Source organism: Pseudomonas sp. B21-035 (assembly GCF_024748945.1).
Classification (GTDB): domain Bacteria; phylum Pseudomonadota; class Gammaproteobacteria; order Pseudomonadales; family Pseudomonadaceae; genus Aquipseudomonas.
In genome coordinates this window covers 5,303,228-5,324,637 of sequence record NZ_CP087179.1, presented here as the reverse complement: position 1 = coordinate 5,324,637, position 21,410 = coordinate 5,303,228, and the positions used below count along the sequence as shown (strand labels likewise).

The 21,410-nt window shown below is 61.5% G+C and carries 18 protein-coding genes; 3 read left to right on the top strand and 15 right to left on the bottom strand.

All coding sequences use genetic code 11. The features are described 5' to 3' along the window. Positions 1-79: 79 nt before the first annotated feature. From rpoD to rpsU, 3 genes are all read right to left on the bottom strand, one after another. Positions 80-1,930, bottom strand: coding sequence for an RNA polymerase sigma factor RpoD (rpoD, locus tag LOY22_RS24420; protein WP_045199259.1), 1,851 nt, complete (start codon positions 1,928-1,930; stop codon positions 80-82). A gap of 67 nt (positions 1,931-1,997) precedes the next feature. Next, complete coding sequence (dnaG, locus tag LOY22_RS24415; protein ID WP_093378936.1) at positions 1,998-3,968, bottom strand: DNA primase; 1,971 nt, start codon at positions 3,966-3,968, stop codon at positions 1,998-2,000. 304 nt (positions 3,969-4,272) lie between these two features. Next, the gene (gene rpsU / locus LOY22_RS24410) at positions 4,273-4,488 is read right to left on the bottom strand and encodes a 30S ribosomal protein S21 (RefSeq protein WP_002551877.1); all 216 of its coding nucleotides are present in this window, start codon (positions 4,486-4,488) and stop codon (positions 4,273-4,275) included. A gap of 201 nt (positions 4,489-4,689) precedes the next feature. On the opposite strand from rpsU, the gene tsaD reads away from it, so the two are divergent. After that, a complete protein-coding gene (gene tsaD / locus LOY22_RS24405; protein ID WP_038998431.1) occupies positions 4,690-5,715 on the top strand; it encodes a tRNA (adenosine(37)-N6)-threonylcarbamoyltransferase complex transferase subunit TsaD in 1,026 nt (341 codons plus the stop codon). Between the two features lie 26 nt (positions 5,716-5,741). On the opposite strand, the gene plsY is transcribed toward tsaD, so the two are convergent. Then, positions 5,742-6,311 carry a glycerol-3-phosphate 1-O-acyltransferase PlsY gene (plsY, locus tag LOY22_RS24400; protein WP_045199269.1) on the bottom strand — a complete coding sequence of 190 codons (570 nt, stop codon included), beginning with the start codon at positions 6,309-6,311 and terminating at the stop codon, positions 5,742-5,744. 74 nt (positions 6,312-6,385) lie between these two features. Here plsY and folB point away from each other — a divergent pair, with 74 nt between their 5' ends. Next, a complete protein-coding gene (gene folB, locus LOY22_RS24395; RefSeq protein WP_045199271.1) occupies positions 6,386-6,739 on the top strand; it encodes a dihydroneopterin aldolase in 354 nt (117 codons plus the stop codon). After that, entirely contained in the window at positions 6,730-7,239 is a 510-nt protein-coding gene (gene folK, locus LOY22_RS24390; protein ID WP_258595131.1) for a 2-amino-4-hydroxy-6-hydroxymethyldihydropteridine diphosphokinase, read from the top strand. The genes folB and folK overlap by 10 nt, the downstream gene beginning before the upstream one ends. Positions 7,240-7,302: 63 nt before the next feature. Here folK and LOY22_RS24385 read toward each other — a convergent pair whose 3' ends face one another. The 11 genes from LOY22_RS24385 to LOY22_RS24335 form a co-directional block, all read right to left on the bottom strand. Beyond that, entirely contained in the window at positions 7,303-8,532 is a 1,230-nt protein-coding gene (locus tag LOY22_RS24385) for a multifunctional CCA addition/repair protein (RefSeq protein WP_093378946.1), read from the bottom strand. Positions 8,533-8,587: 55 nt separating this feature from the next. Further along, the gene (locus LOY22_RS24380) at positions 8,588-10,150 is read right to left on the bottom strand and encodes a SpoVR family protein (RefSeq protein WP_045199277.1); all 1,563 of its coding nucleotides are present in this window, start codon (positions 10,148-10,150) and stop codon (positions 8,588-8,590) included. Then, positions 10,147-11,418, bottom strand: coding sequence for a YeaH/YhbH family protein (locus LOY22_RS24375; protein WP_045199279.1), 1,272 nt, complete (start codon positions 11,416-11,418; stop codon positions 10,147-10,149). The genes LOY22_RS24380 and LOY22_RS24375 overlap by 4 nt, the downstream gene beginning before the upstream one ends. A 134-nt stretch (positions 11,419-11,552) precedes the next feature. Further along, the gene (locus tag LOY22_RS24370) at positions 11,553-13,475 is read right to left on the bottom strand and encodes a PrkA family serine protein kinase (protein ID WP_010221441.1); all 1,923 of its coding nucleotides are present in this window, start codon (positions 13,473-13,475) and stop codon (positions 11,553-11,555) included. A 281-nt stretch (positions 13,476-13,756) separates the two neighbouring features. After that, positions 13,757-14,086: a thiosulfate sulfurtransferase GlpE gene (glpE, locus tag LOY22_RS24365; RefSeq protein ID WP_045199281.1), complete on the bottom strand. Its 330-nt coding sequence runs from the start codon at positions 14,084-14,086 to the stop codon at positions 13,757-13,759. A gap of 14 nt (positions 14,087-14,100) precedes the next feature. Then, positions 14,101-14,976, bottom strand: coding sequence for a symmetrical bis(5'-nucleosyl)-tetraphosphatase (locus LOY22_RS24360; protein WP_123565368.1), 876 nt, complete (start codon positions 14,974-14,976; stop codon positions 14,101-14,103). Then, positions 14,976-15,356 (bottom strand): Co2+/Mg2+ efflux protein ApaG, encoded by a 381-nt coding sequence (gene apaG, locus LOY22_RS24355; protein WP_045199285.1) that lies wholly within the window; start codon positions 15,354-15,356, stop codon positions 14,976-14,978. Before apaG ends, LOY22_RS24360 begins: the two co-directional genes overlap by 1 nt. 104 nt (positions 15,357-15,460) lie before the next feature. Further along, positions 15,461-16,267 (bottom strand): 16S rRNA (adenine(1518)-N(6)/adenine(1519)-N(6))-dimethyltransferase RsmA, encoded by an 807-nt coding sequence (gene rsmA / locus LOY22_RS24350; RefSeq protein WP_045199287.1) that lies wholly within the window; start codon positions 16,265-16,267, stop codon positions 15,461-15,463. Beyond that, entirely contained in the window at positions 16,264-17,253 is a 990-nt protein-coding gene (gene pdxA, locus LOY22_RS24345) for a 4-hydroxythreonine-4-phosphate dehydrogenase PdxA (protein WP_258595125.1), read from the bottom strand. Before pdxA ends, rsmA begins: the two co-directional genes overlap by 4 nt. Further along, positions 17,250-18,569 carry a peptidylprolyl isomerase gene (locus LOY22_RS24340; protein ID WP_045199291.1) on the bottom strand — a complete coding sequence of 440 codons (1,320 nt, stop codon included), beginning with the start codon at positions 18,567-18,569 and terminating at the stop codon, positions 17,250-17,252. Before LOY22_RS24340 ends, pdxA begins: the two co-directional genes overlap by 4 nt. After that, positions 18,550-21,360 (bottom strand): LPS-assembly protein LptD, encoded by a 2,811-nt coding sequence (locus LOY22_RS24335; RefSeq protein ID WP_258595123.1) that lies wholly within the window; start codon positions 21,358-21,360, stop codon positions 18,550-18,552. The genes LOY22_RS24340 and LOY22_RS24335 overlap by 20 nt, the downstream gene beginning before the upstream one ends. Positions 21,361-21,410 lie beyond the last annotated feature (50 nt).

The window sequence follows — 21,410 nt, the reverse complement described above, 5'->3', positions numbered from 1 at the left end:
AGCGGCGGGGTAGTGGGCAAAGGCTGAAAAGCGCCGTTCGCCGGAAAAGAAAAACCCCGGCCTGGGCCGGGGTTTGTCATCACTCGTCGAGGAAGGAGCGCAGATGCTCGCTTCGCGTCGGATGGCGCAGCTTGCGCAGCGCCTTGGCTTCAATCTGACGGATCCGCTCGCGGGTCACGTCGAATTGTTTGCCGACCTCTTCGAGGGTGTGATCGGTGTTCATGTCGATACCGAAACGCATGCGCAGCACCTTGGCTTCGCGTGCGGTCAGACCGGAGAGCACGTCACGGGTCGCTTCCTTGAGGCTTTCGACCGTGGCCACATCGATTGGCGACTGCATGGTCGAGTCTTCGATGAAGTCACCCAGGTGCGAATCTTCGTCGTCACCGATCGGGGTTTCCATGGAGATCGGCTCTTTGGCGATCTTCAATACCTTGCGGATCTTGTCCTCAGGCATTTCCATGCGCTCACCCAGCTCTTCCGGGGTCGGTTCGCGACCCATTTCCTGCAACATCTGCCGGGAAATACGGTTGAGCTTGTTGATCGTCTCGATCATGTGCACCGGAATACGGATGGTGCGGGCCTGGTCGGCGATCGAACGGGTGATCGCCTGGCGAATCCACCAGGTGGCATAGGTCGAGAACTTGTAGCCACGACGGTATTCGAACTTGTCCACCGCCTTCATCAGGCCGATGTTGCCTTCCTGGATCAGGTCGAGGAACTGCAGGCCGCGGTTGGTGTACTTCTTGGCGATCGAGATAACCAGACGCAGGTTGGCCTCGACCATTTCTTTCTTGGCGCGACGAGCCTTGGCTTCACCGATCGACATGCGACGGTTGATGTCCTTGATCTCGGCGATGGTCAGGCCGGTTTCGCTTTCGAGGTCGATCAGCTTCTGCTGGCAGGCCACGATGGCGTCGCTTTTCTCACCCAGGGCAGCCGCCCATTTGGTGCTGCGCTTGGCCAGGTCGCTGGCCCAGGTCTGGTCGATTTCGTTGCTCGGGAACAGGCGCAGGAAGTCGGCACGTGGCATGCGCGCGTCACGGACGCACAGTTGCATGATGGCGCGTTCTTGCTGACGCAGGCGGTCCAGGGCGCTACGAACGCGCTCAACCAGGGCTTCGAACTGCTTTGGTACCAGCTTGATCGGCATGAACAGCTCGGCCAGATCAAGCATCGCCTTGAGGCTGTCCTTGTGGCTGCGGCCGTTCTTCTTCAGCACCTTGAGGGTAGCGTTGAGCTGATCCTGGACGGCACCGAAGCGCTGTTGCGCGACGACCGGATCCGGACCGCTTTCGACTTCTTCCTCTTCGTCGCTGCTTTCCTCTTTCTCTTCCTCGTCGTCGTCAGCATCGGCCTTGGCCGGGGCTTTCGGGTCGATCGGCGGCGGCACCTCGGCCGGCGGCGCGATGCCGTCGTCCGGGTCGATGTAACCGCTGAGAACGTCGGACAGGCGGCCACCTTCGGTGGTGACGCGATCGTACTCGGAGAGGATGTGCTCGACCGTACCCGGGAAGTGGGCGATAGCCCCCATGACTTCACGAATACCTTCTTCGATCCGCTTGGCGATTTCGATTTCGCCTTCGCGGGTCAGAAGCTCGACGGTACCCATTTCACGCATGTACATGCGCACCGGGTCAGTCGTGCGACCAATATCGGTTTCCACAGCCGCCAACGCTGCGGCGGCTTCTTCAGCTGCGGCTTCGTCGGTGTCGGCTTCGGCCAACAAAAGGGCATCCGCATCCGGAGCACTCTCGAATACGTTGATCCCCATGTCGTTGATCATGCGGATGATGTCTTCCACCTGCTCCGGATCTGAAATATCCTCTGGCAGGTGGTCGTTGACCTCCGCGTAAGTCAGGTAGCCCTGCTCACGACCGCGGGTGATCAACTCTTTGATGCGAGACTGCTGTTGCGCTTTTCCGGACATAACACCCTATCCACTGAAGGTCTTGGCGGGCAAAAAACAAGCCGAGGATTATACCCGAGCTAGGACCTCACGCGCCAGTTGAGGTCGGGGTTTGTGCGGGAACATTACGGCTTAACAGGTCACGCAGCTGATTTTTTTCCTCTGCGCTCAAGTCACTTTGACGTGCTTTCCTGAGCAGATGTTCCAGGCTGCGCTCGCGTTGGCGAGCGGACAAGCTAGTTATGGTGTCGAAAAACTGTTGTTCAAGGTTATCGGCATCGATCAGCCATTCCTTTTCTGCCAATGCCCTTAGCAGGCGGCCCTGTTCAGTGCCATGCCAGCGGGCGATCAGCTGTAGTGAGCGTAGCTCAGGATTCTTTTGCAACGCCTCGAGCAGGGCTACCAGCAGCTGGGCATAGACGTGTTCTTCGGCCGCCAGCTGGCTGGCATCTTCGACCTTTTTCGCCAGTTGCGGGTGATGCAGCAAGGTGCGCAGGGCGCTCAAGGTCGGCGGTTCTACCGAGGTCGGCACCCGTGGTGGCGCATCCTGGCGCTGGCCATTGCGCTCCCAGGGCTTGCCCTTCTTGTCCCAGGGTTTGCCGTCCCACTTTTTCTTGCCGCCCTTGTTCGGTGTCCACTGCTGTTGTGGCGCGGCGTACTCGGGCTGGTGAAAATCAGCGTAATCCGGTGTGTAGTCGGGAATCGCGTCGTAATCGATGCCCGGGTCGTAACTGGGTGGAGCTTCCGCCGGTGCAGTGTGCGCCAGTTGTTCGACCTGCTGGTTGTCCAGGCCGGTGATTTCCTTGAGGCGGTTGCGCATCAAGGCGCGAAGATTCGCCCCGGGCACTTTTTCGATCAACGGTGCAGCGAGGGTGGCCATGTGTGCCTTGCCCTCGAGCGAGCGCGGGTCAGCTTCCTCGGTCAACTGCTGGAAAAAATAATCGGCCAGCGGCTGCGCATGCTGATTGATGCGCGCGCGGAAGGCATCGGTGCCTTCGGCGCGTACCAGGGTGTCGGGGTCTTCGCCTTCGGGCAAAAACAGAAAGCGCGCCTTGCGCCCGTCCTGCAGGCTCGAAAGCGTTGCTTCCAGGGCGCGCCAGGCAGCATTGCGGCCGGCCTGGTCGCCGTCAAAACAGAACAGCACGCTCGGCACCACGCGAAACAGACGCTTGAGGTGCTCTTCGCTGGTGGCCGTGCCCAGGGTTGCCACCGCGTTGCGCAAGCCTTGCTGCGCGAGGGCGATGACGTCCATGTAGCCTTCGACCACGATGATCTCGTCGAGGTTGCGGTTGAACTTGCGCGCCTCGTACAGCCCGTACAGCTCCTGGCCCTTGTGGAACACCGGGGTTTCCGGGGAGTTGAGGTACTTGGGCTTGTCGTCGCCCAGAACCCGGCCGCCGAAGGCGATGACCCGGCCACGGCTGTCGCGGATCGGAAACATCACCCGGTCACGGAAGCGGTCGTAGCGCTTGCCGGACTCGGCGTTCTCGATCAGCAGGCCGGCATCAATCATGGCCTTTTGCTGCAAGGTATCGCTGCTCAAGTGTTTGAACAGGTTGTCCCAGCCGGGCGGGGCAAAGCCCAGGCCGAAGTCGCGGGCGATCTCGCCGGACAGGCCGCGGCCCTTGAGGTAGTCGACCGCGGATTTGCGCGTCGGATGGCTGCGCAGCGCCTGGCGATAAAATTCGGCGGCGGCTTCAAGCAGCGGGTACAGCGGTGAATCGACTGGTTGCCGGGGTTTGTGACCACGCCCGCTTTCTTCGCGGGGGATCTCCATGCCGGCGGCCTTGGCCAGTTCCTCGACGGCCTGGGGGAAATCCAGGTTGTCGTGGTCCATGATGAAGCCAAGGGCGTTGCCGCCCGCGCCGCAGCCAAAGCAGTAATAGAACTGTTTGTCGGGGCTGACGCTGAAGGACGGGGTCTTTTCCTTGTGGAACGGGCAGCAGGCCGTGAGGTTCTTGCCAGCTTTTTTCAGCTGCACGCGCGAACTCACCACATCGACGATGTCGGTACGGTTGAGCAGGTCGTCGATAAAACTCTGGGGAATCAGCCCGGCCATGGCACTCTCATCATCAGGCGATAAGCAAGTGTAATCGCTAATGCGGCGGGAACGGCTGCGCGTTCGAGCGATGTCGAATGGCGTAACACAAAATACGGAAAGACGTGCTCGTCTGCAGCCGGTGAAGGCTCGTCAGGAAGGACGTGCACAGCTGGCGTTGCGGCCAGTTCTGACGATTCAGGCAGGTTGTCCATGCTGCAGGGCAACAGGACGCCTTGGGCCCGAAGGCCAAAGGATCAAGCAACAACTGCCGGCAGCCCGGCTGTGGGCCGGGCGAGGCAGAAGCTTGCGACGGACGTCTGTATTAGTACAGACGAACGGCGCGGCGCTGTTCGCGCTGAACTTTCTTGGCGTGACGTTTAACAGCGGCTGCTGCTTTGCGCTTACGCTCAGAAGTCGGCTTCTCGTAAAATTCGCGGCTACGAACTTCAGCCAGAACACCGGCTTTTTCGCAGGAGCGCTTGAAACGACGCAGAGCTACGTCGAAGGGTTCATTCTCTTTAACTTTGACGGCTGGCATCCAGAGCTACCTTCATTCATTACCGGGGTCAACGAACTCGTGGCAAAAATGTGCGCTGGAGAACGTCGGTTTTTAAGGGTTGCGGATGTTAACCCTTAGCCGACCGGAATGCAAAGCCTCTGATCGAAAACCGCTGGTCGGCGTCGGGAGCGGGGACTATCATGCGCGCCTTCGAATTCAGCCTCAACAAGGCACGGACCCATGCTAGTACTGGGATTGGAAACATCCTGCGACGAAACCGGCGTCGCATTATACGACAGTGAACGCGGCCTTTTGGCCGATGCATTGTTCAGTCAGATCGACCTGCACCGCGTCTATGGCGGGGTAGTGCCGGAGCTGGCCTCGCGTGATCACGTCAAGCGCATGCTGCCGTTGATCCGCCAGGTGCTGGCCGAAGCCGACTGCGTCGCCACCGAGATCGACGCCATCGCCTATACCGCAGGCCCCGGCCTGGTCGGCGCACTCCTGGTGGGCGCTTCCTGCGCCCAGGCCCTGGCCTTTGCCTGGGGGATTCCGGCGCTTGGCGTGCATCACATGGAAGGTCACCTGCTGGCGCCGATGCTCGAAGAGCAGCCACCCGAGTTCCCGTTCGTCGCCTTGCTGGTGTCGGGCGGGCATACCCAGTTGGTGCGCGTCGACGGTATCGGTCAGTACGAGTTGCTCGGCGAGACCCTCGATGACGCCGCCGGCGAAGCCTTCGACAAGACCGCCAAGCTGATCGGCCTGCCGTACCCGGGTGGCCCGGAGATCGCTCGCCTGGCAACCCAGGGCGTGCCCGGGCGCTTTGTCTTCCCGCGGCCGATGACCGACCGCCCGGGGCTGGATTTCAGCTTCAGCGGCCTGAAAACCTTTGCCCTCAATACCTGGCAGCAGTGCCAGAGTGCTGGGGACGACGGTGAGCAAACCCGTTGCGACGTGTCGCTGGCCTTCCAGCAGGCGGTGGTGGAGACTTTGACCATCAAGTGCAAGCGAGCCCTCAAGCAGACCGGCCTCAAGCGCCTGGTGATCGCTGGCGGCGTCAGTGCCAACAAGGCCTTGCGCGCTTCGCTGGAAGACATGCTGGCTGGCATCAAGGGTAATGTGTACTACGCCCGGCCGCAGTTTTGCACCGATAACGGCGCCATGATTGCCTACGCCGGCTGCCAGCGTCTGGCCGCCGGGCAGCAGGAAAGCCTGGCGATCAGCGTGCAGGCGCGCTGGCCAATGGAGCAACTGGCGCCGCTGTGAAGCTGAGCGTTGCTCATGCGCTGGATTCAGAAATGCCGTTCGCGTCCGGCGAAAAGGTCGCGTAGATTGCCGCGGTGACGCCAGACGATCAGCACGGTCAGCACGCTGATTGGCAGCAACGCTTCCGGCTCACGCCAGGCCAGTAGTGGCAGGGTCAGTGGCGTTGCCACCAGCGCCGCCAGCGAGCTGGTACGGGTCAGGTAGAAGGTCAGCAGCCAGGCGCTGATGGCCAGCAAGGCGGCTGGCGGGTAAAGCCCCAGCAGCATGCCGGCGGCGGTGGCGACACCTTTGCCGCCGCGAAAGCGGAAGTACACCGGAAACAGATGGCCAATCACCGCGCACACGCCGATCCAGGCCTGTTGCTGCAGGTCGAGGCCAGCAAGATTGGCGACCAGCACGGGCAGCAGGCCCTTGCACAGGTCGCCAAGCAGGGTCAGGACCGCCAGTTTGCGGCCGGCCAGGCGCAGCATGTTGGTTGCACCGGCATTGCCTGAACCGCTCATGCGCGGGTCCGGGCTGCCATTGAGGCGGCTGAGGACGATGGCAAAGGACAGAGAGCCAAGCAGGTAGGCGCACAGCGCCAGTAACCAAAACATGCTAACCATTCCGGGCGAGGACGCCCTGATTCTAACGGCGCAACGCGCCCTTGTCGTGCTGTGGAGAGAAGTGCTTGGACAGAGTGTTCATCGAGGGGCTGGAAGTCGATACCGTGATCGGCGCCTATGACTGGGAGCGCGGAATCCGCCAGTGCCTGCGCCTGGACCTGAGCTTTGCCTGGGATAACCGCCCGGCCGCAGCCGGAGACGACCTGACCAAGGCCCTGGACTACGCCAGCGTGTCGGCGCGCATCCAGGCGTTTGCCGAGCAGTCCGAGTTCCAGTTGGTGGAAACCTTCGCCGAGCGCCTGGCGGCGGTGCTGATGAGCGAGTTCCAGATTCCCTGGTTGCGCCTGAAACTGACCAAGCCTGGCGCGGTACCGGCCGCCACTGGGGTCGGCGTGGAGATCGAGCGCGGATGTCTCTGAACAGGGTTTACCTCGGGCTGGGCAGTAATATCGAGCGCGAGCGGCACTTGACCGCCGGGCTCGATGCCCTGGCCGAAATGCTCACCGACATGCACTGTTCGGCGGTGTTCGAAAGCCAGGCGGTGGGCATCAAGAGCGGACCGTTCTTCAACCTGGTGGTCAGCGGTTTGACCGAGCTGCCGCTGATGGAACTGGATCGCCGGCTCAAGTTCATCGAGGCCGACAATGGCCGCTACGCCCCCGAGCGCAAAGGTCTGCCGCTGGATATCGACGTGCTGATGTACAACGACCTGCATGGCAGTTTCGACGGGCTGGTATTGCCGCGGGCAGAGATTCTCAAGAACGCATTCGTGTTGTGGCCGCTGGCGTTGATTGCGCCAGCGCTTAAGCACCCGGGTGCGGGCATAACCATGGGCCAGCTGTGGGCCGAGGCGCAAATCGAGCAAGTGCTGGCGCCGGTGCCGTTCGAGTGGCGTGGGCAGCAGTTGACCGGTCTTTAGCTTCGATCGCGGGGCAAGCCCGCTCCCACAGGATTGTAGGAGCGGGCTTGCCCCGCGATAGGTTCAGCGCCCGAGACCTTCCTTGTACGCCTTCAACGCCTTCAGCCGCTCGCCCTTGAGCGCCTCGCCCAGCGCCTGCCCGGTCAGCCCTCGTTGCACCAGCGGTTGCACCTGAACTGCACGCGCCGCCGCCGCTGCGCCGCGCAGGTAATCAGCCTGTGGATAATCACGTTGCTCCAGGCCCTTGCGGCCGCGGGCGTCCATCTCGCAGGCGACGATAAACTCCTCGAAACGCTGCGGCCGGCGGTACACATCGAAGCTTTGCAGCAGCTCCAGCAAGGTCGAGGCGCGCAGTTCCAGGGCCCGGTGGCAGTGGGTGTGATATTCCCCGACCAGCAAGGCCAGTTCCTGGCATTCACGGGGCGCCTTGAAGCGCTGGTTCACCGCCTTGATCAACTTCAGCCCGCGTTGCTCGTGAGCGATGTGCCGTGGCCATTCTTCCTCTGGGGTAAGGCCCTTGCCCAGGTCGTGCAGCAAACAGGCCCAGCGCACGCTCAGGGGCTGCTGGTGCAGGGCGGCTTGCTCGAGCACCGAGAGGGTATGGATGCCGCTGTCGATCTCCGGGTGATGGGCCTCAGGCTGCGGCACCCCGAACAGCGCATCGAGCTCGGGCATCAGTTGCTTGAGGGCGCCACAATCGCGCAGCACCTGGATGAATACCTGGGGTTGGTCCTCCATCAGCGCCCGGGCGATTTCCTTCCAGCTGCGCTCGGCAGTCAGGGCTTGCAGTTCGCCTGAATCTCCCAGTTCGCGCATCAGCTCGATGGTTTCCGGGGCCACGCTAAAGCCCATGCCGGCATAGCGCGCGGCAAAGCGGGCGACGCGCAGCACGCGCAAGGGATCTTCGGCGAATGCCGGGGAAACATGGCGCAAAATTCGGGCTTCTAGGTCTTTCTGGCCGTTATACGGGTCGCAGATATTACCCTCGTCGTCCTCGGCCATGGCATTGATGGTCAGGTCGCGGCGGATCAGGTCCTGCTCGAGGGTAACCTCGGGGCTGGCGTGGAAGGTGAAGCCGCCATAGCCGCGTCCGCTCTTGCGCTCGGTGCGCGCCAAGGCGTATTCCTCACCGCTTTTGGGGTGCAGGAACACCGGGAAATCCGCCCCGACCGGGCGATAGCCCAGGGCTTGCATTTGTTCCGCCGTGGCGCCGACCACGACCCAGTCGATATCACTGACCGGCCTGCCGAGCAGGCGGTCGCGTACGGCGCCGCCGACTTTGTAGATCTGCATGTAGAACCTCCGTTGATGCCACAGGATAACCTGTCTGGCAGCAACGGAGGGCGTGCTAGAGGTGCACTACCGCCAGGTCCAGGCGACCATAGTCAGCTTCGCCGTGCTCGCCTTTGGGCGGCACATGGTGGGTTTTCATCACCTGCTCGCCCTGCAGGGTCTCCAGGTGGATGTCAAAGCCCCAGAGGCGGTGCAGGTGCTTGAGAACCTCCTCGGTTGAGTCGCCCAGGGGTTTGCGGTCGTGTTGCTGGTGGCGCAGGGTCAGCGAGCGGTCGCCGCGACGGTCGATGCTCCAGATCTGCACGTTGGGTTCACGGTTGCCGAGGTTGTACTGGGCGGCCAGGGTCTCGCGGATGATCCGGTAGCCACTTTCGTCGTGGATGGCCGGTACCAGCAGGTCTTCGCGCTGATCGTCATCGAGGATGCTGAACAGCTTTAGGTCGCGGATTACCGTCGGCGACAGGTACTGGAGAATGAAGCTTTCGTCCTTGAAGCTGCTCATGGCGAACTTGATGGTCGACAGCCAGTCACTGCCGGCGATGTCGGGGAACCAGCGGCGGTCCTCTTCGGTAGGGTGTTCGCACATGCGGCGGATGTCGCGGTACATCGCAAAGCCCAGGGCATAAGGGTTGATGCCGCTGTAATAGGGGCTGTCGAAGCCTGGCTGGAACACCACGCTGGTGTGCGACTGCAGGAACTCCATCATGAAGCCTTCGGTCACCAGGCCTTCGTCATACAGGTCGTTCATCAGGGTGTAGTGCCAGAAGGTTGCCCAGCCTTCGTTCATCACCTGGGTCTGGCGCTGTGGGTAGAAGTACTGGGCGATCTTGCGCACGATACGCACGATTTCACGCTGCCAGGGTTCGAGCAGCGGCGCGTGTTTCTCGATGAAGTAGAGGATGTTCTCCTGGGGTTCGGCCGGGAAGCGTGCGTTGTCGCGGTCGCTGTTCTTGTCGGCGCCCTTGGGAATGGTGCGCCACAGGTCGTTGATCTGTTTTTGCAGGTGCTCTTCGCGTTCCTTCTGGCGGCGCCGCTCTTCTTCGGCGGAGATCGGGTAGGGCCGCTTGTAGCGGTCGACACCGTAGTTCATCAGCGCGTGGCAGGAGTCGAGCAGGTCTTCGACGGCATCGATGCCATGGCGTTCTTCGCACTGGGTGATGTACTGCTTGGCAAACACCAGGTAGTCGATGATCGAGCTGGCGTCGGTCCAGGTGCGGAACAGGTAGTTGCCCTTGAAGAAGCTGTTGTGCCCGTAGCAGGCGTGGGCAACCACCAGGGCCTGCATGCAGATGGTGTTTTCTTCCATCAGGTAGGCGATGCAGGGGTCGGAGTTGATCACGATCTCGTAGGCCAGGCCCATCTGACCGCGGCTATAGGACTTTTCAGTGCTAAGAAAGTGTTTGCCGTAGGACCAGTGGTGATAGCCCAGCGGCATGCCGACGGAGGCGTAGGCGTCCATCATTTGCTCGGCAGTGATCACCTCGATCTGGTTGGGGTAGGTGTCCAGGGCGTAGCGCTCGGCCAGGCGGCTGATTTCCCGGTCATAGGCCTGGATCAGTTCGAATGTCCATTCGGACCCGGTAGAAATAGGGTGGCGCTTCTGCTCTCTAGCGGTCATGTCACTAACCTGCGCTGGAAGAGTTCACGGAAGACCGGATAGATATCGCCGGCCGACACCAGCTGCTGCTGGGCGAACGTATCGGCAAAGGCTTCGCCGATACGCTCATACTCGTACCACAATGCCTGATGTTCGCGAGGGGTGATCTCAACGTAAGTGTAGTACTGGACGAACGGCATGATCTGCTTGGTAAGAATCTCGCGGCAGATCGGCGAGTCGTCGTTCCAGTTGTCGCCGTCTGAAGCCTGGGCGGCGTAGATGTTCCATTCATTGGCCGGATAGCGCTCGGCCATGATTTCCTGCATCAGCTTCAGGGCGCTGGAGACGATGGTGCCGCCGGTTTCCCGAGAGTAGAAAAACTCCTCTTCGTCTACTTCGCGGGCGCTGGTGTGATGGCGGATGAACACGACTTCGATCTTGTCGTAGTTGCGCTTGAGGAACAGGTACAAAAGGATGAAGAAGCGCTTGGCGATGTCCTTGGTGGCCTGGGTCATGGAGCCGGAAACGTCCATCAGGCAGAACATCACCGCCTTGGAACTGGGGTTGGGTTGCTTGACCAGCAGGTTGTACTTGAGGTCGAAGGTGTCGAGGAACGGCACGCGGTGGATGCGCGCGCTCAATCGCTCGATTTCCGCTTCAATTTCCTGAATATCGCCGAAGTTGTCCGGTTCTTCGCGCTTCAGGCGCGCCAGTTCTTCTTGCGCCTCACGCAGTTTTGCCCGGCTGCTGCCGGACAGGGCGATACGCCGGGCATGGGCTGAACGCAGGGTGCGGATGATGTTGATGCGTGACGGGTTGCCTTCGTTGCTGATACCGGCGCGCACGGTCTTGAAGGTGTCGGTGCCGGTCAGGTGACGTTTGACCAGGTTGGGCAGTTCGAGGTCTTCGAACATGAACTCGAGGAATTCTTCCTGGGTAATCTGGAAGACGAACTCGTCCATGCCTTCGCCAGAGTTGCCGGCCTTGCCGCGGCCGCCGCCCCCGCCGCCTCCTTGCGGACGGGCGATATGCTCGCCCGCGGTGAATTCCTTGTTGCCAGGGTGCACCACGGTCTGCTTGCCGCCGCGGCCATGGTGCAGCACCGGCTCGTCGATGTCGCGACCGGGAATGCTGATCTGCTCGCCATGCTCCATATCGGTGATGGAGCGGCGGCTCACGGCCTCCTCGACGGCCTTCTTGATATGGTCACGGTAACGCCGCAAAAAGCGCTGGCGGTTGACCGTGCTCTTGTTCTTGCCGTTCAGGCGTCGGTCGATCACATAGCTCATAGGCCCCTCCGGGAGTAGGCGGTAGCTGCAAGCTGTAAGCTTCAAGCTTCAAGTTGGATCACCGCTGCCCCCGCAAGCCGACACGTATTTGACCTACGTGCGCGACTTGCAGCTGACAGCTTGCAGCTTGGCGCTTATTGCGATTTTCTGACTCGCAGGTACCATTCCGAGAGCAGCCGAACTTGCTTGTCTGTGTAACCGCGTTCCACCATTCGGGTGACGAAGTCGTTGTGCTTTTGTTGATCCTCTTTGCTGGCCTTGGCGTTGAAGCTGATGACCGGCAGCAGGTCCTCGGTGTTGGAGAACATTTTCTTCTCGATCACCACCCGCAGTTTTTCGTAGCTGAGCCAGGTCGGGTTCTTGCCGTTGTTGTTGGCCCGGGCGCGCAACACGAAGTTGACGATTTCGTTGCGGAAATCCTTCGGATTGCTGATGCCGGCCGGCTTCTCGATCTTCTCCAGCTCTTCGTTGAGGGCGATGCGGTTGAGGATTTCGCCGGTTTCCGGGTCGCGATACTCCTGGTCCTGGATCCAGAAGTCGGCATACAGCACGTAACGGTCGAAGATGTTTTGCCCGTACTCGCTGTAGGACTCCAGGTAAGCGGTCTGGATTTCCTTGCCGATGAACTCGATGTAGCGCGGTGCCAGGTACTCTTTGAGGTAGCGCAGGTAGCGTTCGCGCACTTCGGCCGGGAACTGTTCCTGTTCGATTTGCTGCTCCAGCACATACAGCAGGTGCACCGGGTTGGCGGCAATTTCGTGAGGGTCGAAGTTGAACACCTTGGAGAGGATCTTGAAGGCGAAGCGGGTCGACAGGCCGTTCATGCCTTCGTCCACTCCAGCGGCGTCGCGGTACTCCTGGATCGACTTGGCCTTGGGATCGGTGTCCTTGAGGTTTTCGCCGTCGTACACCCGCATTTTCGAGTAGATGTTCGAGTTTTCCGGCTCTTTGAGCCGTGACAGCACGGTGAACTGGGCGAGCATCTTCAGGGTGTCTGGCGCGCAATGGGCCTTGGCCAGCGAGCTGTTGAACAGCAGCTTGTCGTAGATCTTGATCTCGTCGCTGACCCGCAGGCAGTACGGCACCTTGACGATGTAGATACGGTCGATGAAGGCTTCGTTGTTCTTGTTGTTGCGGAAACTGTGCCATTCCGATTCGTTGGAGTGAGCCAGCAGGATCCCGGAGTAGGGGATCGCCCCAAGGCCTTCGGTACTGTTGTAGTTACCTTCCTGGGTTGCCGTGAGCAGCGGGTGCAGAACCTTGATTGGCGCCTTGAACATCTCGACGAATTCCATCAGGCCCTGGTTGGCCCGGCACAGCGCGCCCGAGTAGCTGTAGGCGTCGGCGTCGTTCTGCGGGTATTCCTCGAGTTTGCGGATGTCGACCTTGCCGACCAGGGCGGAAATGTCCTGGTTGTTTTCATCACCCGGTTCGGTTTTGGCCACGGCAATCTGGTTGAGGATCGACGGGTAGAGTTTGACCACTTTGAACTGGCTGATGTCGCCCCCGAACTCGGCCAGTCGCTTGGTCGCCCAGGGCGACATGATGGTGTTCAGGTAGCGTCGTGGAATGCCGAAGTCTTCTTCGAGAATGGCGCCGTCTTCAGCGGCGTTGAACAGCCCCAGGGGCGATTCGAATACCGGCGAGCCCTTGATGGCATAGAAGGGCACCTTCTCCATCAATTGTTTGAGCTTTTCGGCCAGGGACGATTTACCACCGCCCACCGGGCCCAGCAGGTAAAGGATCTGTTTCTTCTCTTCCAGGCCTTGGGCGGCATGGCGGAAATACGACACGATCTGGTCGATGCATTCTTCCATGCCATGGAAGTCTTCAAAGGCCGGATAACGGCGGATCACCTTGTTGGAGAAAATGCGCGACAGCCTTGAGTTGTTCGAGGTGTCGACCAGTTCCGGCTCGCCGATAGCCATCAACAGGCGTTCGGCCGCCGAGGCATAAGCGCTGCGATCGCTTTTGCAGAGCTCAAGGTACTCTTGCAGCGAAAGTTCTTCCTGACGGGTGGACTCGAAACGTTGTTGGAAGTGGCTAAAAATACTCATGACGTCACCTCGCTCGATACGTGGAGCCGACGCCGGATCAGTCAGCTGATGCTGGCATGCAATCGACACCGCCGATTGCTGTATACCCCCCAGAACACCTAGAACTCGCTACCGATGACCCGCACGCCGGTGTACCGGCTCTCCCCTTTTTGGATGGCCTGCGCTTAAGGATAGTTCGTTATCGGGGAGGTCAAGGGCGGTTGTACATGAAGTTCGCCATGACCGTTCGTCTGGCCAGGCGCGAGCCCGCACAGGACGCGGGCTGCGAGAGATGAAAAAAATTATTCGGCAGTGCCTTGGGCGGTTTCTGCAGGGTAGGTGCCACGCCACAGCTCGAAGCCGCCGTCGAGGCTGTAGACGTCGGAAAAGCCCTGGCTGATCAGGTAGGCGGCAGCGCTCTGGCTGGAGTTACCGTGATAGCAGACCACTACGGTGGGGGCATCGAGATCGGCAGTGCGGATGAAGTCCGCTACCGAGTGATTGTCCAGGTGGCTTGCGCCGGTAATGTGGCCGGCGGCAAAGGCTTGCGGGTCGCGAATATCGACCACGACCGCACCTTGCTCGCGCAGCGCCTGGGCCTGCTCGGGAGGGATGCGTTTGAATTCGCTCATGGGTACGGTTTCCTTCAGGACTGGTCGTTCATTCTAGCCGGTTGTGCGGACGCAGGCTGCGTGCGCGGGGTGCCTTGCTCGGTGCATTCACAGCGCTGCAATGCGCCGGTATCGACGTTGTACAGGGTCATCGCGCCACCCCAGACGCAGCCGGTGTCCAGGGCGATCACCCCGGGCTCCTTGCAACGCCCTTCAAGGGCGGCCCAATGGCCGAAGATGATCTTCACATGCCGTGAGCGGCGGCCCTTGTGGGCGAACCAGGGCTTGTAGCCGGGCGGGGCGGTGTCGGCGCCTTCCTTGCCCTTGAGGTCGAGCTTGCCTTCGCTGGTGCAAAAGCGCATGCGGGTGAAGTAGTTGGTGATCACCCGCAAACGGGTGACGCCGCTCAGGTCCTTGCTCCACTTGTTCGGCTCGTTGCCGTACATGCCATCGAGGTAGGGCTTGAAGCGATTGTCGTCGCGCAGCGCTTCCTCAACTTCGCCTGCCAGCTCCAGGGCCTTGCCCAGGGTCCACTGCGGCGGGATGCCGGCGTGCACCAGCACTACGCCGCGCTGCTCGTCGTAATGCAGCAGCTTTTGCCGGCGCAGCCAGTCGAGCAGTTCGCCAGCATCTGGCGCATCGAGAATTTCGCGCAGGGTGTCGCTTTTTTTCAGGCGCTCGATGTTGTGCCAGGCGGCCAGCAGGTGCAGGTCATGGTTGCCCAGTACGCACACCAGCGATTCGCGGATGGAATAAAGGAAGCGCAAGGTTTCCAGCGATTCCGGGCCGCGGTTGACCAGGTCACCGACCAGCCACAGGCGGTCGACCTTTGGATCGAAGCTCACCCGTTCGAGCAGGCACTTGAGCGGCTGCAGGCAGCCTTGCAGGTCTCCGACTGCGTATACCGCCATCAGTGCAGGGCTCCGGGGACGGCGAGGCGGAAGGGGGCAATGACTGCGTCGAAACGCTTACCGTCCTCGGCAAACATCTGATAGCTGCCCTGCATGGTGCCGACTTTGGTGCTGATGACCGCGCCGCTGCTGTAGGTGTGGCTTTGCCCGGGTTCAATGGCCGGTTGCTGGCCGATCACACCGGCGCCCTTGACCTCTTCGACATGGCCATCACCGTTGGTGATCAGCCAGTGTCGTGACATCAGCTTGGCGGTCACAGAGCCATTGTTCTTCACCGTAATGGTATAGGCGAAGGCGAAACGGTCGTTTTCGGGGTCGGATTGTTCTTTGAGAAAGCGGGTCACGACGCTGACGTCGATCTGGTAACGGGGATCAGACATGCAAGGGGCCTTGGCAACAGACGCGGATACGGCGATGGCGTCAGTCTAGGCTATCGGCGGGGTAGCCGGCCAGTCATGCGGGCATGACTGGCCTATGGCGCAGGTTACGCGGCGCCCTGTTGCTCGGCCAGCTTGTCGGCCAGGCGCACGAAGGCGGCGAGGTCGAGTTGCTCGGGGCGCAGGCTGCCATCGACGCCGGCAGCCTCAATGGCGTCGCTGCTGAGCAGGGCCTTGAGGGTGTTGCGCAAGGTTTTGCGGCGCTGGTTGAAGGCTTCGCGAACGATGCGTTCGAGCAGGCGATGGTCCTTGGCCGGGAACGGCAGGGTTTCGTGTGGCACCAGGCGCACGATCGCTGAATCGACCTTGGGCGGCGGGTTGAACGCGCCGGGACCGACGTTGAACAGGTGTTCGACCCGGCAGTGGTACTGCACCATGATCGACAGACGGCCCCAGTCACCACCGCCAGGGCCTGCGGCCAGGCGCTCGACCACTTCCTTCTGCAGCATGAAATGCATGTCGCGGATCAGCTCGGCGTTGGCCAGCAGGTGGAAGATCAGTGGCGTCGAGATGTTATACGGCAGGTTGCCGACCACGCGCAGGCTGTGGGGGGCAGCGCCGAGGGTGGTGAAGTCGAACTTCAGTGCATCGCCCTGGTGCAGGCGAAAGTTGTCGCGGTTAGCGAACTGCTGGTTGAGGATCGGTACCAGGTCTTTGTCCAGCTCGACCACGTCCAGCTGCGCGCCGCTGGCCAGCAGGCCGGAGGTCAGGGCGCCCTGGCCCGGGCCGATTTCCAGCATGCGCTCGCCGGCCTTGGCGTGGATCGAGCGCAGGATGCGGTCGATGACCCCGGCGTCGTGCAGGAAGTTCTGGCCAAAGCGCTTGCGCGCCTTGTGTTGGTATTGCTCGGTCATTTTCGGGTCTCGGCCATCTGGTAGGCGGTTTCCAGGGCGACCTGCAGGCTGCCGGTGTCGATCTTGCCGCTGCCGGCCAGGTCCAGGGCGGTGCCGTGGTCGACCGAGGTGCGGATGATCGGCAGGCCCAGGGTCACGTTGACCGCAGCGCCGAAGCCTTTGTACTTGAGCACGGGCAGGCCCTGGTCGTGGTACATCGCCAGCACTGCATCGCAGTGCTCCAGATATTTGGGGGTAAACAGGGTGTCGGCGGGCAACGGGCCGCGAAGGTCCATGCCTTCGCTGCGCAGGCGCGCCAATGTCGGTTCGATGGTGTCTATTTCTTCGTGGCCCAGGTGGCCACCCTCGCCGGCATGCGGGTTGAGGCCGCAGACCAGGATGCGCGGGTTGGCTATGCCGAACTTGTGTTGCAGGTCAGCATGCAGGATCCGCGCGACGCGCTCCAGGCGCTCGCTGGTGATGGCGTCGGCAACCTCGCGCAGCGGCAGGTGCGTGGTCACCAGGGCCACGCGCAGGCCGCGGGTCGCCAGCATCATCACCACTTGCGCGGTGTTGGTCAGGTCGGCGAGAAACTCGGTGTGCCCGGAAAAGGCGATACCGCTTTCGTTGATCACACCCTTGTGCACCGGTGCGGTGATCATCCCGGCGAAATACCCGTCCAGGCAGCCTTGCCCGGCGCGGGTCAGGGTTTGCAGGACGAATCCGGCGTTGGCTTTGTCCAGCTGGCCGGCGACAACCGGGTTTTGCAGCGGCGTGTCCCAGACATACAGGCTGCCTGCCGGAGCGGGCTGGTCGGGGAGGGCGTCGAGGCTCACCGGCAGCAGCGTGACGGCTACGCCCAACTGCGTGGCCCGCTCGGCGAGCAGGTCACGGCTGGTAATGGCAATCAGGGGGTGCGGCTGGGCTTGCGTGGCGAGCAGCAGGCACAGGTCAGGACCTATGCCGGCCGGCTCGCCGGGTGTGAGGGCGAAGCGCTGCGGTTTCACTGCGCGGCCTGATCGGCGCCAGGAAGCTTGATTTCGACGTAGGCTTCGTCACGGATCTGACGCAGCCAGGTCTGCAGTTCTTCATCGTACTTGCGGTTACGCAGTACGTTCATCGCTTGTTGCTCGCGGGCCTGTTCGGTGCTGTCGGTGGCGCGGCGGCCCAGCACTTCGAGCACGTGCCAGCCATACTGGGTCTTGAATGGCTTGGTCACCTGGCCCTGTTGGGCGTTGGCCATTTCTTCGCGGAACTCCGGTACCAGGGCGCTTGGATCGATCCAGTTGAGGTCGCCGCCATTGAGTGCCGAGCCAGGGTCTTCGGAGAAGCTCTTGGCCAGCGTGGCGAAATCCTCACCGTTTTGGATGCGGTCATAGAGCCGTTGCGCCAGTTCCTTGGTCGCCGCTTCGCTGCGAATCTCGCTTGGCTTGATCAGGATGTGGCGGACATGCACTTCGTCGCGCATGGTGGCACCACCGCCGCCGCGTTTTTCCTGCATCTTGATGATGAGGAAACCGGTAGGAATACGCAGTGGTTGAGTCACGTCACCAACGCTCAGGCTGCTGAGCAGCTTGGCGAGCTCCGGCGGCAACTGACCGGCTTTACGCCAGCCCATTTCGCCGCCTTCCAGGGCGTTTTCGCTGGCGGAGCTGGCGATTGCCATCTGGCCGAAGTCGGCACCGCTTTTCAGGCGCGAGTAGACCTCACCAGCCTTTTGCGCGGCCGCCTGGATCTGCGCCGAGTTGGCGCTTTCCGGGGTCGGGATCAGGATATTGGCCAGGCGCCATTCTTCCGACAGTTGCATCTGGCCTTGCTCCGAGGCGAGGAAGTTTTTCACTTCCTGCTCCGAGACCTGGATGCGCTCGGCAACCCGGCGCTGACGCACGCGGCTGATGATCATCTCGCGTCGAACCTGCTCGCGGGCATCTTCGTACGACAGGCCGTCGTGGGCCAAAGCGGCGCGGAACTGCTCCAGGTTCATGCCATTGCGCTGGGCAATGGTGCCGATGGCCTGGTTCAGTTCTTCGTCGGTGATGCGGATGCCCGAGCGATCGCCGATCTGCAGTTGCAGGTTCTCGACGATCAGGCGCTCGAGCACCTGTTGGTCCAGGACGCCGGCGGGCGGCACCTGGCCGCCACGCTTGGCGATGGTCTGCTGGACTTCGCGTACGCGGCTGTCCAGCTGGCTTTTCATCACCACGTCGTTGTCGACGATGGCCACAACGCTGTCCAGGGGTTGCACGGCGGCGTGCGCCGTGCCGGTCAGCAATACCGCGCCCAGCAACAGCGGGCGCAGACAATCAGTAAGCTTGGTCTTCACGAGTACGATAACCTTGAATGCCCTGGTCGAGGAAAGACTCGACCTTGTTGCCCACTACGCCGCCGAGGCCTTTCAGCACAATCTGCAGGAAGACGCCGTGGTCGCCTTTTTCGTTTTGCGGAATTGCCTGGCTGTAATCGTCGTAATCGATCCAGTAACGGTTGATCAGACGCAGCTTCCAGCAGCAGTTGTCATATTCGAAACCACCGAAGGCTTCCAGCGTGCGGTTGCGGTTGTAGTCATGCTGCCAGCGCGCGATCGCGGTCCACTGCGGAACGATCGGCCACATGACCGAGAAGTCATGCTGCTGGATCTTGTAGTAGTCCTTGATGTAGTTCGCGTCACCCGGCTGGCCATAGTCGCCACCACCTACCTGCCAGCGACCAGTGGCGCTGTTGTAGATGACCATGTCGTTGCGGTAGCGGTAACCGAGGTTGACCACCTTGTTGACGTTGTGTTCAGGCTGGTAATGGAACATCGCGCTGCCCGAACGGGTGCTGCGGCTGTCCGGATCCCAGTTGAAATCGGAATTGAAGCGCCAGTCGCGGTTGAAGCGGTATTCGTATTCCAGTGCGTACGGGGAAACATCCGACTGTGCGTCCTGACGGTCCTTGTAGGCAATGCCAGGCAACTGAACCTTGCGGTCCTTGAAGTACAGGGCCTGGCCAACGCTCAGGCGCTGACGTTCAAAGCCGTTCTCTTCGATCCAGCGGTTGGTCACGCCCAGCGACAGCTTGTTCTCGTCGCCGATACGGTCGTTGCCACTGAAACGGTTGTCGCGAAACAGCGAGGCGTAGTTGAAGGTGTACTCGCTGGTATCGAAGACCGGGATGTCCATCTGGTTCTTGTACGGGACGTACAGGTAGTACAGACGTGGTTCCAGGGTCTGGGTGTAGTTCTTGCCGAACCACTGGGTGCTGCGGTCGAAGTACAGCCCGCTGTCGACGCTGACGATCGGAACATCGCGATCCTGCGAAGAGTTGAACCGGCCGAATTCGCGCGGCTGGCCTGGTGCCTGGGCCTTGCCCTGACTGTCGAGGTCGAGGTCATAGTGGGTGTAGGCGTACTTCAGCGATGGCCGCACATAACCATAGCTTGCTTCCATCGGCAGGCTGATGGTCGGCGCCAGGTGCAGGCGAGTGCCGTTGGCCCGGGCCAGACCTGTGATGTTCTGGTCGATGCGGCCACCGTCAGCGCGAACGCTGGTATCGAGCTTGCCGTCCTTGTCGAAGACAGTGCCGTTCTTCAGATCACGCTCGAAGCGTACAGCCTCGGATTCGTAGGTGAAGTTCATCCCGCCCGGGTGGTAAGGCAGCATGCCGTTGAAAGTGACCTGCGGCAGGCGGTCATACGGGGTGATCTGCGAAATGGTCGCCAGCTCGAAAGCCTGCACGTTCAGCCGCGCGGTGTAGGTATCGCCGCGATAGGTCAACGCACCTTGCTGATTGACGAAGTCCCGGCTTTCGACACCGATCTGATCCGATTCCAGGTCCTGGAAGTAGAACGGGTCGCTGAAGTCGGTGTAGTCGACTTCAGTCATCAGGCGCTCGTCGAGGCCGCCCTTGTGCTGCCAGTTGACCATCCAGCGCTGATCTTTGTAGTCCGTCTGCAGCTTGCGGTCATCATCCTTGTCATTCAGGTAAGCACCACCGAACTGTCCTTCGCTGGACTTGGTCAGGTAGCGGAACTCGCCTTCCATCAACATGCCGCGCTTGGCCATGTAGCGTGGATACAAGGTGGCGTCGTAGTTTGGCGCCAGGTTGAAATAGTACGGCGTGACCAGCATGAAGCCGGTATCGCTGCTGGTGCTGAACGACGGCGGCAGGAAACCGGACTGGCGGCGGTCATCGATCGGGAAGTAGATGTACGGTGTGTAGAACACCGGGAAATCCTTGACCCGCAGGGTGACGTTGGTCGCGGTACCGAAGCCGGTGGCCGGGTTCAGGGTAATGTTGTTGCCTTTGAGCTGCCAGGCGTTGCTGTTTGGCTCACAGGTGGTGTAGGTACCATCCTTGAGGCGGATGATGGCGTTTTCAGCGCGCTTGGCGTACAGGGCGCTGCCGCGGATGCGCGACTTGTGCATCACGTATTCGGCGTTATCGACCTTGGCCTCACCGGTGTCGAGCTGGATGTCGGCGTGATCGCCGACCACCAGCGAACCGTTGTCGCGAATCTTCACATTGCCGCTCAGCTCACCACGGTTCTCGGCCTGGTACAGGTTGGCCTCGTCGGCCTCGACCTGCATGCTGCCCTGGCGCATGACCACGTCACCGGCGAGGGTGGCGATCTGCTGCTCCTGCTGGTAGCGCGAAACCTTGGCACCGATGAAGGTCGGCGACTCGTCTTTGGGCGTGGTGTCGGTCATGCCCGGACGGGTCGGCTCGATGTAGGCACCGGCGCAGTAAGGCCCGGTTTCGGCGAGCTGGGCTGGGGTGAGCTGGTCACGAGGGACCCAATCCAGGTGGCTGGCATCGGGGCTACGGGATTTCAGCACGCGGCCTTTGGCTTCGGTGACCAGCACCGGACCTTGAGCCTGCTCCTGGGCGACCTCGCCGGAGCCGGCTGGCGTTTCACCGGACGAGCTGGCGGCCGCCCCGGCGTGCACCGGGCGCGGCGGCAGTGCGGCGGCAGGGGTTTTGGGCTTGCAGTCCCAGCCTCCGGCAGCAGACACTTGGCAGTCGAACTGCTCTGCGGCAACCACGTATGGGGTGGCCAGAGGTTGCATCGCCAGCAAACCGCCGGTGACCAGCAACGGGAATTTTTTACGAAACGCGGGGGATTTCAATGCCATCTTATTAGTCCGGGCTTCCTGCGTGCCATCTGCCCGCGTGTGGGGCCGCA

Bases quoted from the DNA above. Each gene is read 5' to 3' on its own strand.
- folK (WP_258595131.1), top strand. From the start codon at position 6,730: ATGTCTCTGAACAGGGTTTACCTCGGGCTGGGCAGTAATATCGAGCGC.
- LOY22_RS24335 (WP_258595123.1), bottom strand. From the start codon at position 21,360: ATGGCATTGAAATCCCCCGCGTTTCGTAAAAAATTCCCGTTGCTGGTC.
- LOY22_RS24375 (WP_045199279.1), bottom strand. From the start codon at position 11,418: ATGAGCTATGTGATCGACCGACGCCTGAACGGCAAGAACAAGAGCACG.
- rpsU (WP_002551877.1), bottom strand. From the start codon at position 4,488: ATGCCAGCCGTCAAAGTTAAAGAGAATGAACCCTTCGACGTAGCTCTG.
- LOY22_RS24360 (WP_123565368.1), bottom strand. From the start codon at position 14,976: ATGGCGGTATACGCAGTCGGAGACCTGCAAGGCTGCCTGCAGCCGCTC.
- LOY22_RS24370 (WP_010221441.1), bottom strand. From the start codon at position 13,475: ATGAGTATTTTTAGCCACTTCCAACAACGTTTCGAGTCCACCCGTCAG.
- glpE (WP_045199281.1), bottom strand. From the start codon at position 14,086: ATGAGCGAATTCAAACGCATCCCTCCCGAGCAGGCCCAGGCGCTGCGC.
- plsY (WP_045199269.1), bottom strand. From the start codon at position 6,311: ATGTTTTGGTTACTGGCGCTGTGCGCCTACCTGCTTGGCTCTCTGTCC.
- LOY22_RS24380 (WP_045199277.1), bottom strand. From the start codon at position 10,150: ATGACCGCTAGAGAGCAGAAGCGCCACCCTATTTCTACCGGGTCCGAA.
- rsmA (WP_045199287.1), bottom strand. From the start codon at position 16,267: ATGACCGAGCAATACCAACACAAGGCGCGCAAGCGCTTTGGCCAGAAC.
- tsaD (WP_038998431.1), top strand. From the start codon at position 4,690: ATGCTAGTACTGGGATTGGAAACATCCTGCGACGAAACCGGCGTCGCA.
- rpoD (WP_045199259.1), bottom strand. From the start codon at position 1,930: ATGTCCGGAAAAGCGCAACAGCAGTCTCGCATCAAAGAGTTGATCACC.
- dnaG (WP_093378936.1), bottom strand. From the start codon at position 3,968: ATGGCCGGGCTGATTCCCCAGAGTTTTATCGACGACCTGCTCAACCGT.
- LOY22_RS24385 (WP_093378946.1), bottom strand. From the start codon at position 8,532: ATGCAGATCTACAAAGTCGGCGGCGCCGTACGCGACCGCCTGCTCGGC.
- apaG (WP_045199285.1), bottom strand. From the start codon at position 15,356: ATGTCTGATCCCCGTTACCAGATCGACGTCAGCGTCGTGACCCGCTTT.